General features: G+C 68.5%; 13 protein-coding genes. 10 read left to right on the top strand and 3 right to left on the bottom strand.

Going from position 1 to position 13,449, the window contains the following annotated elements:
* Window positions 1-187: 187 nt before the first annotated feature.
* A complete protein-coding gene (locus I5071_RS40325) occupies window positions 188-496 on the top strand; it encodes a hypothetical protein (protein ID WP_236518711.1) in 309 nt (102 codons plus the stop codon).
* Here I5071_RS40325 and I5071_RS40320 read toward each other — a convergent pair.
* Window positions 472-1,386 (bottom strand): RNA polymerase sigma-70 factor, encoded by a 915-nt coding sequence (locus I5071_RS40320; protein ID WP_236518710.1) that lies wholly within the window; start codon window positions 1,384-1,386, stop codon window positions 472-474. The genes I5071_RS40325 and I5071_RS40320 overlap by 25 nt on opposite strands.
* The gene (locus I5071_RS40315) at window positions 1,383-1,976 is read right to left on the bottom strand and encodes a carboxymuconolactone decarboxylase family protein (protein WP_236518709.1); all 594 of its coding nucleotides are present in this window, start codon (window positions 1,974-1,976) and stop codon (window positions 1,383-1,385) included. Before I5071_RS40315 ends, I5071_RS40320 begins: the two co-directional genes overlap by 4 nt.
* Here I5071_RS40315 and I5071_RS40310 point away from each other — a divergent pair.
* The 5 genes from I5071_RS40310 (at window position 1,933) to I5071_RS40290 (ending at window position 4,390) form a co-directional block, all read left to right on the top strand.
* Window positions 1,933-2,430 (top strand): metalloregulator ArsR/SmtB family transcription factor, encoded by a 498-nt coding sequence (locus tag I5071_RS40310; RefSeq protein ID WP_329611111.1) that lies wholly within the window; start codon window positions 1,933-1,935, stop codon window positions 2,428-2,430. The genes I5071_RS40315 and I5071_RS40310 overlap by 44 nt on opposite strands.
* 35 nt (window positions 2,431-2,465) lie before the next feature.
* Window positions 2,466-2,879 (top strand): SRPBCC family protein, encoded by a 414-nt coding sequence (locus I5071_RS40305; RefSeq protein WP_236518707.1) that lies wholly within the window; start codon window positions 2,466-2,468, stop codon window positions 2,877-2,879.
* 1 nt (window position 2,880) lies between these two features.
* Window positions 2,881-3,243, top strand: a complete 363-nt coding sequence (locus tag I5071_RS40300; protein ID WP_236518706.1) for a TfoX/Sxy family protein — start codon at window positions 2,881-2,883, stop codon at window positions 3,241-3,243.
* Entirely contained in the window at window positions 3,240-3,698 is a 459-nt protein-coding gene (locus tag I5071_RS40295) for a hypothetical protein (protein WP_236518705.1), read from the top strand. Before I5071_RS40300 ends, I5071_RS40295 begins: the two co-directional genes overlap by 4 nt.
* Before the next feature lie 65 nt (window positions 3,699-3,763).
* The gene (locus I5071_RS40290; RefSeq protein ID WP_236518704.1) at window positions 3,764-4,390 is read left to right on the top strand and encodes a hypothetical protein; all 627 of its coding nucleotides are present in this window, start codon (window positions 3,764-3,766) and stop codon (window positions 4,388-4,390) included.
* A gap of 128 nt (window positions 4,391-4,518) precedes the next feature.
* Here I5071_RS40290 and I5071_RS40285 read toward each other — a convergent pair whose 3' ends face one another.
* Window positions 4,519-7,854 (bottom strand): vitamin B12-dependent ribonucleotide reductase, encoded by a 3,336-nt coding sequence (locus tag I5071_RS40285; protein WP_236518703.1) that lies wholly within the window; start codon window positions 7,852-7,854, stop codon window positions 4,519-4,521.
* Window positions 7,855-8,711: 857 nt separating this feature from the next.
* Between I5071_RS40285 and I5071_RS40280 the strand changes: the two genes are divergently transcribed.
* The 4 genes from I5071_RS40280 (at window position 8,712) to I5071_RS40265 (ending at window position 13,430) form a co-directional block, all read left to right on the top strand.
* Window positions 8,712-9,515 (top strand): TIGR00266 family protein, encoded by an 804-nt coding sequence (locus tag I5071_RS40280; RefSeq protein ID WP_236518702.1) that lies wholly within the window; start codon window positions 8,712-8,714, stop codon window positions 9,513-9,515.
* Window positions 9,516-9,527: 12 nt separating this feature from the next.
* Window positions 9,528-10,205 carry a TIGR00266 family protein gene (locus I5071_RS40275; RefSeq protein WP_236518701.1) on the top strand — a complete coding sequence of 226 codons (678 nt, stop codon included), beginning with the start codon at window positions 9,528-9,530 and terminating at the stop codon, window positions 10,203-10,205.
* Between the two features lie 31 nt (window positions 10,206-10,236).
* Window positions 10,237-10,923, top strand: coding sequence for a TIGR00266 family protein (locus I5071_RS40270; RefSeq protein WP_236518700.1), 687 nt, complete (start codon window positions 10,237-10,239; stop codon window positions 10,921-10,923).
* A gap of 173 nt (window positions 10,924-11,096) precedes the next feature.
* Window positions 11,097-13,430 carry a 5'-nucleotidase C-terminal domain-containing protein gene (locus I5071_RS40265; protein ID WP_236518699.1) on the top strand — a complete coding sequence of 778 codons (2,334 nt, stop codon included), beginning with the start codon at window positions 11,097-11,099 and terminating at the stop codon, window positions 13,428-13,430.
* Window positions 13,431-13,449: the final 19 nt, after the last annotated feature.

Here is a 13,449-nt window from a genome sequence, read left to right as displayed (position 1 = left end):
CCGCGCGTCGCCCAGCCGACGTCGACGACGCGTGCAACGCGACGATCACGCACCGGTACACGTTCACGTCGGGCTGGTTCGCCGAGGCGTCGGTGAGCGCGGACGGACGGGTCGACTGGGACGCCGCGGGATATCGCATGCCGACAACCTCGAGGTCATCGAAGGAACCGTCGCGACGCGCGGCCGGGTGCTCGAGGACTTCGTCGTCGAAGCGCGCCTCGAGTGCGATCGTGGGTTCTCGGTCGAGCCCCATTGGCTCTCTCAGCTCGGAGAGCCCGATCCCGCACTGGCACCCATCTGTCGTCGTGACGAGCGCGGAGGATGGGAATGTCTCTCGTACACACTCCAGCGCGACGGCGATGGATGCCTGTTCGAGCTCGCCCCCGCGACCTATCCGGTCGCCGGAAGAACGAACGTCGAAGCGGTGCTCGGTGGTGAGCTCGTGACGCGCGACGGCGTCATCGAGGTGAATTACACCGCCGTCGAGCTGCTCTGATCCGAGCACCCGCGACGTTGCAGGGTCACCTGCTTCTCTTCCCGGAGCTGCGTGAGCTTGTGAGGGTTGCGGACGGCGTAGATGCGGGTGATTCGGCCGTCCTCGACGACGAAGCTGATCGCGGTGTCGAGCACGCCATCGATGTCGATTCGTGCCGCGGGACCGCCGTTGATCCACATCGGCGAGACGGCGGTGCCTGCACCGGCGCGCTTCGCGAAGCCGGAGAGGGCCCGCACGACCGGCTCGATCCCGACGAGCGGCACCCGGAGCGCGCGGACGACGCCGCCTCCGTCGGGGACCACCGCCACGTCGGGCGCGAGCACTTCGACGAGCCCTTGCACGTCGCCGTCGGCGAGGGCCCTCAGGAACCGGCCGATCACCTCTTCCTGTTCGGCTCGGGTCACCTGCATCCGTGGCCGGCGCGCGGCGACGTGCTCGCGCGCGCGGTGCGCGATCTGGCGCACCGCGGCGGGGGTCTTCCCGACGACCGCGGCGATCTCGTCGTACGGCGTGTCGAACACCTCGCGAAGCACGAACACCGCGCGTTCCGTAGGGCCGAGGGTCTCGAGCACGGTGAGCATCGCCATCGAGATGCTCTCTGCGAGCTCGACGTCTTCCGCAACCTCGGGGCCGACGAGGAGCGGCTCCGGCAGCCACTCCCCCACGTAGTCCTCGCGCCGCCGCTTCCGGGAGCGCAGCCGGTTGAGCGCCTGCATGGTGACGATCCGCACCAAGTAGGAGCGCGGATCTCGCACCTCGGCCCGATCGGTGCTGGCCCACCGCAGCCAGGTTTCCTGCACGACGTCCTCCGCGTCGGCAGCGGAGCCGAGCATCTCGTAGGCGACGGTGAACAGCAGGCCACGGTGGGCGACGAACGGGTCGTCGCTCATGTCGCCGAGGCCATTTCCGCGGTGCGCGCCGCGAGCGGCTGCAGGCCGCACGTCGCCGAGAAGCCTTGCGCCTTGATGCCGAGCGCGACGTTGGTGCGGGCCGCGAGGTTCGCCAACCCGATGAACGCCGTGAGCTCCAGGAGCGCGGGCGCGCCGAGCTGCTCGAGGAGCCGGGCGGACATCGCGTCGGTGACCCTCGGCGGGGTGTCGCTCATCGCTTCGGCGTACTCCATGACGTCGCGCTCCAGCGGCGTGAAGACGTCGGACTCACGCCAACGCGGAACCTGGCGCGCCTTGGTCACGTCGAGGCCCTCGTTGTGGGCGGTGAAGTAGCCGAGGTCGAGGCAGAAGCTGCAGCCGACCGTCGCTGCGACCGCCATGTGCGCGAACGACTTCAGGTTGCGATCGCAGGCATCCCACTTCTGCGCCTGACCGGACATCCCGAAGAACGCCTTGAGCACCGGACGGTTGTGCCAGAAGACGCCGAGGGACTCCGGCACCTCTCCGAGCATCCTCTTGCTGAGCCGCTTGATCATCGCGCCGTAGATGCCGGTGACTTCGGTCGCCGGGATCCGTGTCGTTCCTGCCATGTCGCCTCCTTCGCGATGCGTTCGAGAAGGAGACACCGGACATCGCACGGATGTGACAGGGCCCGCCGACTCGCCGTGCGACGGGCCGTTGACACCGCCACCTCGAACATATAGCTACACAGCTATGCATCGTGAGGCTGCCCTCGACCGGACGTTTCGCGCGCTCGCCGACCCGACGCGGCGCTCGATGATCCACGCGCTCTCGGGCGGCGAGGCGCGCAGCGCCGGTGAGCTCGGCGCGCGCTTTCGCTCCGCGCAGCCCACGATCTCGCGTCACCTCAGGGTGCTCGAGGACGCACGGCTCGTGGAGCGTCGCGTCGAGGGGCGCGTTCACCGCTTTCGCCTGCGTCGCGAGCCGCTCGCGCAAGCCAGTGAGTGGCTCGAGCGCCATCAGGCGTTCTGGACCGGCGCGATCGATCAGCTCGAGCAGCTCCTGAAGGAGTCCGAGCGATGAGCGCTCCGAGCCCTGGCGTGTTCGTTCGCCGCTCCTTGGGCGCCCCTCCCGACAGGGTGTTCGCGGCGTTCGCCGACGCGACGCTGGTCACACGGTGGCTGCGTCCCTCGCCGGACATCGCGCTCACCGTGCTCGCGTTCGACTTCCGCCCAGGCGGTTCGTACCGGTTCGCCTACGACGTGCCGACCGGCGAGCGGATGATCGTCGGCGGCACGTACCGCGTCATCGAGCGCCCGTCGCGCATCGTGTTCTCCTGGGTGATCGAACCGCCTGACGAGCACGCCGGCATCGAGTCCGAGGTGATCGTCACGTTGGTTCCGAGCGACGCCGGGACCGAGCTCACCATCCGCCACACCAAGCTCGGGCGCGCGGACGCCGACCTGCGGCACGAGCAGGGCTGGCGCGGCGCCCTCGACCTGCTCGACGCGCGACTGCGAGAGGAGGCCTGAGATGGCGATCGACGAGGAGTTGGCCGGACACGTGCGAGCCGCCCTCGCGGACGCGAGTCAGGTGCGCGAGGTCAAGATGTTCGGCGGCCTCGGCTTCATGCTGAAGGGCCACATGATCGCGGCCAGCTCCGACCGTGGCCTCCTCGTGCGCGTCGGCGAGCCCGGCGAAGCCGAGGCGCTCGCCAAGCCTGGCGCCGAGCCGATGGTGATGAACGGCCGCACCATGCGGGGCTTCGTCAGGGTCGCGGGAACGCTGGATGCGCGAAGCGTCGAGTCGTGGTTGCGGCTCGCGCGGGCATTCGTCGAGACGCTACCGGCCAAGGAGAGCGGGGCCAGATCCGAGCGCAAGAGGGCCGGGCGATGATGCGAAGGATCGGAGTCGGGGCGCTCTGCTATCTCGTGCCCACGTTCGTGTTGGGTTTCGTGTGGCACCTCGTCGCGTTCGACAGCTACTACGACCGTCTCGCGATCTATCGACAGGACGTGATCGTCCCGTTCGGGTTCTTGTCGATGACGATTCAGGCCCTGCTCTTCGCCTGGGTCTTCGACAGCTCGTTCGCGAGTCGTCCCGCGGGTGTAGGTCGGCGCGGGCTCGCCTTCGCCGCGTTCGGCGCCGTGCTCTCGTGGAGCTTCACGACGCTCGCCGTCGCCGCGAAGAACGTGATGACGTCCGTTCCGGACTACCTGCTCATCGAGACCGCCTTCACCATCGTGCAATGGGCGATCGTCGGGCCGCTGATGGCGCTCTCGCACGCGAAGCTCGCACCCACGTCGGAGGCGGCCCGGCCCCGACGGTCGGTGGCGGTCGTGCCTGAATGACCGGACGATCGACGCTCTGAAGTCCGAGCGCGGGATTAGATGATCGAGCGCGCGACTCCGGACTCATGCGCTCGGTCGAGATCGGTGGTGGGACGATTGCGGCGCTCGTCGCGCTGATGGCGGCGCCTTGTCGCGGCGACGAGCTACGGCCGTCGTTCCGACACGAGAGCTACGTCAGCGTCGCTCCATCCGCCGATGACGACGTGACGTGGACGCGCGTGCTGTGGGTCGATCGCGATCTCCTGCACGTCGAGGCGCGCTACGGCTACGAGGGCGAGGACATCGCGACCGTGCTCGGTGGCCTGCACTTCGCGGGAGGATCCACCCTCACCTACGACGTGCACCTCGCGCTCGGGCTCTCGGCGGGCGCGACCTCGGGCGGAGTCGTGGCCTATCGCGCCGAGCTGGTGATGGGCGTGCTCGATGTGTCGAGCGAGGGCGAGCTCTTCGTCGACTGGTCACAACGCGGCGAGGCGTTCTTCTTCACCTGGACCGAGCTCGGGTGGTCACCGCTCGAGTGGCTCCGGGTCGGCGGTACGATCCAGCGGACGCGCTTTCATCAGAGCCCGAGAGACGTCGACGCGGGCCCGTTCGCGGGCCTGTCGTCGGAGTCGATCGACGTCGCGCTCTATCTCTTCGGGCTCGGCACCGACGAGCCCGACGGCACGGTGTTGATCGGCGTCTCGTTCTGAGCGCGTCAGTCGTCGCCGATGCAGCCTCTCTCGGTGCACGGGCAACCGTCAGGCACATCGGGAGAAGGAGACGAAAGAGCCCGCACGCCGTTCGGCGCGCGGGCTCTCTCATCGATCTCTCGGAGTGATCAGCTGCAGCCGAGCGATGCGCCGCAGTTCAAGCACTTGTAACAAGCGCCGTTGCGGACCGTGATGTGGCCGCACTGATCGCACATCGGCGCGTCGCCCATCATCTCGCCGAGCTGCTGGTCGAGCACGCTGCCGCTGCCCGACTTCGCCGCGTGATCGGCGCCCGCGAACGCGAGCTCGATCTGCGGCGCCTTGGTGATCGCCGGGGGCGCCATGCTGTCGATCTGCCCCGCCGGGAGCTTCTGCACCGCGTCGGCGTCCGTCGGGTTCGAGAGCTCCATCTGCGTCTCCGCGGGCGGCACCTGCGCGAAGTCGTAGCGCTGGAGGTACTCGACTCCGAGCACGCGGAAGACGTAGTCGATGATCGACGTGCTGAACTTGATGTTCGGGTGGCCCTCGACGAGACCGCCCGGCTCGAAGCGCGTGAACGTGAACTGATCGACGTACGCGCTCAGCGGGACTCCGTGCTGGAGGCCCATCGAGACGCTGATCGCGAAGCAGTTCATCAGCGAGCGGAAGGCCGCGCCTTCCTTGTGCATGTCGATGAAGATCTCACCGAGCGCGCCGTTCTCGTACTCGCCGGTGCGGAGGAAGACCTTGTGGCCTCCGACCTTCGCCTCCTGCGTGAAGCCGCGGCGACGCTTGCTCATGCGGTGACGCACGCTGATCGGCGGCGCCTTCGCGTTCTCGACCGTGCGCGGCTTCGCGGGCTCGGTGACGACCTGGGGCACCAGAGCAGGCGCGGGCGCCGCAGCGATCTTCTCGCTCTTCGCCTCGGCCTTGTCTTCCTTCTCCGCGCTCGAGGTCGAGAGCGGCTGGCTCGCCTTGCACCCGTCGCGATAGAGCGCGACCGCCTTGAGCCCGAGCTTCCAGCCCTCGTGATAGATGCGCTCGACCTCTTCGATCGTCGCCTCGTTGGGCAGGTTCACGGTCTTGCTGATCGCGCCGCTGAGGAACGGCTGCGCCGCCGCCATCATGCGCACGTGCGCCATCGGCTCGATGAAGCGCTTGCCGTGCTTGCCGCAGCGGTTCGCGCAGTCGAACACCGCGTAGTGCTCCTTGCGCAGGTGCGGCGCGCCCTCGACCGTCATGCGGCCGATGACGACGTCGTTGAGCTCCTCGATCTGCTTGCGGGTCAGGCCGAAGTGCTCGAGCAGCGTGAAGCCCGGCTTGTTGTACTGCTCGGGCCTGATGCCGAGGCGCTCGAACGCGCTCGTCCCGATCACCCACGGCGAGAGCGCCTGCGACGCGTCGAACACGCCGGGCAGCGCCTTCTCCGCCTTGCTCAGCTCGCTCTCGGTCAGGCCCTTCTCGATCAGCATCGAGCGCGTGAGGTAGGGCGCGCCGGTGAACGTGTTGGTGCCGCTGACGTACGCGATGATGTCGGCGATCTGCGCGGGCGAATAGCTCAGGTTGCGCAGCGCGTCGGGCACGCTCTGGTTGACGATCTTGAAGTACCCGCCGCCCGCGAGCTTCTTGAACTTCACCAGCGCGAAGTCGGGCTCGATGCCCGTCGTGTCGCAGTCCATCAGCAGGCCGATGGTGCCGGTCGGCGCGAGCACGGTCGCCTGCGCGTTGCGATATCCGTACTGCGTGCCGAGCTCGACCGCGTGATCCCAGTCCTCGCGCGCCGCGCCGAGGAGATCGTGGGGAACGCCGGTGTCACCGCTGCCGACGATGGCGGGGAACTCCGCCTTGTCGATCATGTAGGCCATGTCGCGGTGCTTGCCCATCACGCGCAGCATCGGCTGGCGGTTGCGCATGAAGCCCGGGAACGGGCCCTTGCTCGCCGCCATCTCCGCGCTGGTCTTGTACGCGTGACCGGTGAGGATGGCAGTCAGCGCGCCACACCACGCGCGGCCCGCGTCGCTGTCGTACGGGATGCCGAGCCGCATCAGCAGCGTGCCGAGGTTCGCGTAGCCGAGCCCGAGCGGACGATAGTCGTGGCTGTTCTTGCCGATGCGCTTCGTCGGATAGCTCGAGTGATCGACCAGGATCTCCTGGCTCGTGAACATGATCCGGATCGCGTGGCGATATCCCTCGACGTCGAACTTCCCGTTCTCGTCGAGGAACTTCACGAGATTGATCGACGACAGGTTACACGCCGTGTCGTCGAGGAACATGTACTCGCTGCACGGATTGCTCGCGTTGATGCGATCCGTGTTGGGGCACGTGTGCCACGCGTTGATCGTCGAGTCGTACTGCACGCCGGGATCGGCGCACTGCCACGCGCTGTCGGAGATCTTGCGCCAGAGCTCACGCGCCTTGTACGTGTCGACGACCTCGCCGGTCGTGCGCATCGTCGTCTGCCACTCACCGTCCTGCTCGACGGCACGCATGAACTCGTCGTTCACGCGGATCGAGTTGTTCGAGTTCTGGCCGCTGACCGTGTGATAGGCCTCGCCGTTGAAGTCCGCGGGATAGCCCGACGCGATCAGCGCGCGCGCCTTCTTCTCCTCGCGGGTCTTCCACTCGATGAAGTCGACGATCTCGGGGTGGTCCATGTCGAGGCAGACCATCTTCGCGGCGCGCCGCGTGGTCCCGCCCGACTTCGTCGCGCCCGCCGCGCGATCGAGCACCTCGAGGAAGCTCATCAGGCCCGAGCTGGTGCCGCCGCCGCTCAGCTTCTCCTGGCGTCCGCGCAGGTTGCTGAAGTTCGTGCCGGTGCCCGAGCCGTACTTGAAGAGGCGCGCCTCGTTCTTCACGAGCTCGTAGATGCCCATGAGGTCGTCGCCGACCGACTGGATGAAGCACGCCGAGCACTGGGGGCGCTCGTACGCGTTCGCCGTCTCGAGGACGTCGTCCTTCTTCTCGTCCCAGGCCCAGTTGCCGCCCTGGCCCTCGATGCCGTAGCGCTGGTAGAGGCCGAGGTTGAACCAGACCGGCGAGTTGAACGCGGCGCGCTGGGTCACGAGCAGGTACGAGAGCTCGGCCTCGAACGCGTCGGCATCTTCCTTCGTCGCGAAGTAGCCGCCCTGTGCCTCGCCGGCCTCGCGCACGGTGCGCGCGATGCGGTGGACGAGCATCTTCGCGCTCGTCTCGCCCTTCTTCGCGTCGCCCTTCACGCCGGCCTTGCGGAAGTACTTGGAGACCGCGATGTCGGTCGCGAGCTGCGACCAGTCCTCGGGGATCTCCGCGCCGCGCATCTCGAACACGACGGAGCCGTCGGGGTTCGTGATGACGCTGTCGCGCAGCTCGTAGATGATCTCGTCGAGCGGATCGACGCCCGAACGGGTCCAGCGCCGCGCGATCCGGAGGCCTTGCTCCTCGATGGGCAACGCGTGGTGACGCGCGCTCGCGGAACCTTGCGGCTTGCTGTCGACGGTGTTGCTCACGGTTCGAGTATCTACGGACACGGCTTTCCTCCCGCCACTTCCACATGGGCCGCAGTCGCGGCGATTTCCGCTGGGTCTTGGCAAGACCCCCCAGGTCCTGCCCGACGGCAACGGAGAAGAACGACAAGACAAAGAAGGACAAAGAGGCCCCGGTCCCTGGGCGGCGCGCCCAGGGCATGGTTGCCCCCTGCTTCCCATCAAAGGGGAACACGTCCCCGATCGAGCTACGTACCGGCCGGCCTCGGCCGGGGACGGTACGTCCTGTCACACAATCCGCTGTCTCGCACCTACAAGGGGTGGGCTCGTCGTCCACCCGAACCCACGACGGCTTGTGGAAGGACCCCCTGGATAAACGGGCACCGGAGGGGTGGTCAAGGGGTCTGAACGCATGTTTTTTCCATTTCCGATTTCGTCAACGATTCCAGCGCCTTGAGTGTGCATCACAGGGGATGCGGAGAGCGTCCCGGCGGGACGTATCGGGGACGATGACGCGAGATGACGATATGTGCACTGTCATTTCGCGAACCATACAAGCTGTCGTGGTGCCCCAGCCAGAAAACCGCAAGAGCCAGGGTCCGTATCGCACCGGATCGCACCCGAGACATGGGGTTTCCCTCGGCGTGTCGGCGCGGATCCGGAGCGAGACGGCCCGGTGACGGATCCGTCGCGATCGCCCCCGCGGGCAGCGCCGAAAGAAGTTTGAAGTCGCGCAGATGCCCGACGACCCCGTTGCCCTCGTCGCGGCGCGCGGGTTAGAAGCGAAACGCTCGGGGGAAATGGGGACACCCCTCGACGTATTCGGAGCGCCTTGGCCGCACGGTAGGACGACCGTGGGGCGGGTCGCGGAGGAGACATCGATGGATCAGCAGCCGCAGTACGCGCAGCCGCAGCACCCGGGCCATCCCGGCGGCTACGGACAGCCCATGCAGGGCATCTCGCCGGCGCCGACGGGCGGCGCGAGCGTCGCGCACGCCATCACGCACGGCCCTTCGTTCGCGATGCTGCGCGTCGATCTGCAGCCCGGTCAGGTCGTGATCGCGGAGGCGGGCTCGATGGTCGCGCGCCACTCGCACGTCGCGATGGAAGTGAAGATGAACGCGGGCAAGAGCGCGGGCTTCTTCGCGAAGATCTGGGCGCTGATGATCGCGTTCATCCGCAAGGTCGTCGGCGGTGAGACGTTCTTCGTGAACCACTTCAGCGCGCCGCAGCCCGGCAGCGTGTGGATCGCGCCGACGATGAGCGGGCAGATCGCGCATCGCCGCCTCAACCCCGGCGAGAAGCTCGTGCTCTCGAGCGGCGCGTACGTCGCGAGCGCGGGCGACATCGACGTGAAGATGAAGTTCGGCGGGCTGAAGTCGATCCTCGCGAAGGAGGGCGCCTTCATGCTCGAGGTGAGCGGCAGCGGTGATCTCTGGTTCACCAGCTACGGCGGCATCCAGGCGATCGACATCAACGGCCCGTACATGGTCGATAACGGCCACCTCGTCGGGTACGAGGGCAACCTCACCATGAACATCAAGAGCGCGGGCGGCGGCCTGCTCGGGTTCATGGCGTCGGGCGAAGGGCTCGTCTGCGAGTTCAACGGACAGGGCCGCATCTACATCCAGTCGCGCAACCTCAGCTCGCTCGCGGGCTGGCTCACCCCGCTCATGCCCTCCTGAGGAGTCACGACGATGCAGATCGACATCGGATATCGGCCGGCGCACTCGCTCGCGAAGGTGTCGCTCGGCCACGGCGAGCAGATCGTGGCGGAGTCGGGCGCGCTCGTCGGCATGAGCACCAACGTGCACATGCAGACGCAGTCGCAGGGTGGGCTGATGGGCGGGCTCAAGCGCCTCTTCGGCGGTGAGAGCTTCTTCCGCAACACGTTCACCGCGAGCAACGGGCCCGGCGAGGTGCTCCTCGCGCACGCGCTCAACGGCGACATGGTGACGCTCGAGATGACGCCGGGAGGCTACTTCCTCACGAGCTCGTCGTTCATCGCGTCGACGCCGAACGTGCAGATCGAGACGAAGCTCGGCGGGATGAAGAGCTTCTTCTCCGGCGAGGGCATGTTCGTGATGAAGGCGAGCGCGCAGTCGCCGGGACAGCTCCTCGTCGGTGCGTTCGGCGGCATCGAGGAGATCGTCTGTCAGGGCAACATGGTGATCGACACCGGTCACCTCGTCGCGTGGGACGCGAGCCTGACCTACAAGGTCGGCAAGAGCGGCAGCGGGTGGATCGCCAGCTTCCTGAGCGGCGAAGGCCTCGTGTGTCACTTCGAGGGCCAGGGGCGGATCTGGATCCAGTCGCGCAATCCCCCGGCCTACGGGCAGGCGGTCGCGGCGATGTTGCCGCCGCGCAGGGCGTGATCTCGGGAAAGAGAAGAGGAGAACGACGAACATGCGTTACGAGCTTCTCGAGAAGCCCGACTTCACGATGGTGAAGGTCACCTTCGATCAGCAGGGCGAGTCGATGCTCTGCGAGTCGAGCGCGATGGTCGCGCGCGATTCGAAGATCGACATGAAGACGTCGATGCAGGGCGGCTTCCTCGCGGCGGCGAAGCGCAAGCTGCTCGGCGGCGAGAGCATCTTCCAGAACACGTTCACCGCGACCGCGCCCGGCCAGTCGCTCTACTTCGCGCCGGCGCCCGAGGGCGACGTGCAGGTGCTCGAGCTCGACGGGCACACGCCGATCCTGATGAACAGCGGCGCGTTCCTCGGCGCGGCGCCGAGCGTGAACCTCGACACGAAGTGGGGCGGCACCCGCGGCTTCTTCAGCGGGCAGGGCTTCTTCCTGCTGAAGGCGGAGGGCACGGGCCCCGTGTTCTTCGCGAGCTACGGCGGCATCCACGCGGTCGACGTCGGACCTGGCGGCTACGTGTGCGACACCGGGCACGTCGTCGCGTTCACCGGCGGGCTCAACTACAACGTGCAGCGCCTCGGCGGCCTGAAGAGCCTCTTCTTCAGCGGCGAGGGTCTGGTGTGCAACTTCCAGGGCCAGGGGCGGCTCTGGATCAGCACTCGCAATCCGGGCGGGCTCGTGAACTTCGTGCACCCGTTCCGTCCGGTGCAGCGCTCGAACGGCTGAAAGATCGGCTCCCGTCCACGTGCTCCGCACGTTCCCGTGCGGTCCCCGCGCCAGCGAGCACTCCAGCTCGAGGGCTCACCGGCGCAGGGCCCTCTCGTCCACGTGCTCCGCACGTTCCCGTGCGGCCCCCGCGCCAGCGAGCACTCCAGCTGGACTGAGCTAAGCCTCGCGCCGTGCGAGGCGAGGTCGTGAAGACGGCGATCGCGGCACTGGTCGCGATCGCCGTCGTCGTTCCTGCCGCGCTGGTGCGCGCGCAGTCGTCGATCGACGTGCAGTCGCGGACCATCTCGCGGATCCTCGCGTCGGGTGGGATCGGCGGGCGCTTCGGGCGACCGCTGTGTCAGCACGGGCTCACGATCGAGCCATCGCAGACCGCGCTCTACACCTACGCGCTGATGCGCGAGGCGCGCTCGCCCGATGCGCCGATGGTGCTCGACACCGGCGGGCTGCTCGCGCCGCACGGCGTGGCGCGGTTCGCGGCGGTGTCGGATCCCGGTGCGCTCGCGGAGCTCGTCGATCGCCTCGGGTATCGCGCGCTCTCGTTCGGCATCGAGGAGCTGGGCGCGCCGCGCGCGTCGCTGCTCGACGTGATCCGATCGCTGCGGCGCCGGGGGATCCCGTCGATCGCGACCAACCTGCGCTGCGAGGACGAGTCGATCGTGCTCTGCGATCTGCTCGTCGACGCGAGCGATCGTCCTTCGATGCACGTGGTCGATCAGCGGCGCATGGCGGTGCTCGCGTTCCTGCCCGACGACGCGACGACGCAGATCGCGCCGGAGAACGCGGCGGGGCTCACGATCCTGCCGATCGCGGAGCGGATGCCCGAGGAGGTGCGGACCGCGCGCGCGATGGGCGCGGAGGTCGTGATCGCGATCGCGGCGATCGAGAGCGCAGCGGCGCTCGAGCTCGCGCGGGAGCTGCCCGAGGACGGGCGGCCCGATCTGCTGCTGCTCGCGGGCAGCGGCGAGCTGCTCTTCGCGCGACCTTCGACCGTCGTGCCCGCGATCGCCGAGGCGCCGCGCGGGGATGCGATCGAGGTGCTGATCCGCGAGGGGCTGCTGCGCGCGGGCTACGAGATGGTCGTGCAGCCGCTGGGCGGGCGCGGCATCGACGTGGGCGCGCCGGTGCTCGACTTCCTCGACCGCATCGGCGCGGACTACTGCGAGGAGTGGGGGCGCGTGCTCGGCGGCGGGATCCTCACGCGCGAGCTCGATGCGGAGGAGCTCGCGGAGCTCGCGGCGCGCGTGGTGCTCGAGGCGGCGGACGCGGACCTCTCGGTGATCAACCTCGGCGCGGTCGACGAGCGGTGGAGGACGGCGCGCGAGGACGCGCTGACCGCGAGCGATCTCTACATCGCGCTCGAGTACGACGAGCCGCTGGTCGTCGCGGACGTGCCGGCGTCGTGGGTGGTGGAGCTCGCGCGGAGGAGCGCGGATCAGCGCCTGGTGACGCCGGGGCTGGAGCGCGACGGCGACGGAGCGCGCGTGCTGGGGCGGCCGGTGAACGCGCGCGCGACCTATCGCGTGGTGACGCTGCGCTTCCTCGCGAGCGGCGGAGACGGTGCGCTGCCGTCGCTCCCCGATGGCGTGAGCTGGGAGCCGCTCGAGCTCGGCACGCTGCGGTCGGTGGTGCTGCAGCGGCTGCAGCGAGGGAGCGAGCTCGACGCGCGCGACGCGCTCGAAGATCCGGCGGTGACGCCGGAGTGGATCGTGAGCGCCAACGCCGACGGATCGTTCGCGGGCTCGTCGATCGACAACCCACGAAGGCCCGATGGGACGCCGCTCTACGACTCGGCGCTGCTCAACCGCGGCGACACGATCGCGCTGGGGCTCGAGATCAACCTGCGCGCGGACGCGACGGCGCCCGACTGGTCGTGGGAGAACAGCGGGCTCCTGCGCTATCGCGCGCAGTGGACGCCGAGCATGACGCCCGGGGTCGCGGGCGCGTTCGCGGAGGCGGTCGATCAGATCCAGCTGCGATCGCTGGGCGCGTGGCGCGGGCTGCGCGATGTGCCGTCGCAGTGGTACGTGCCCGATCCGTACGCCGAGATCTTCCTCGAGAGCGAGCTCAGCGAGCCGCCGGGACGCGGATGGCACTGGATGCTGTTCCGCCCGACGATCGGTGCGCGGTTCCCGCTGACGAGCGAGCTCGACGTGAAGCTCTCGACCGGTCTGCAGGCGCAGCTGCTCGATCCCAACGGGGAAGCCGAGTGGGGTGTCGGCGCCGTGGTGCAGCTGCGGCCGTGGGACATCGCGCGCATCGAGCAGCGGCACGTGACGCTGCAGGGGCTGCTCGACTGGTTCTTGGTGGACCTCGGCGATCAGAACCGGTGGCAGCTGCGCGGCTCGTTCGACGCGATGTTCGATCTCGCGGGGCCGCTCGCGCTGACGCTCGGGGTGCGGCTCTACATGCAGCAGGAGCGCGGGGACCAGCTCGGCGTCGCGCTCGACGCGACCGCCGGATTGCGCCTGGGCTGGCTCGGTCGCGCGGTCGGCCCCGAGCTCTGACGCCCTGGGGTCGATCGGG

The sequence above is a fragment of the Sandaracinus amylolyticus genome, from assembly GCF_021631985.1.
Classification (GTDB): domain Bacteria; phylum Myxococcota_A; class Polyangia; order Polyangiales; family Sandaracinaceae; genus Sandaracinus; species Sandaracinus amylolyticus_A.
This window is presented reverse-complemented; position numbering and strand designations above follow the sequence as displayed.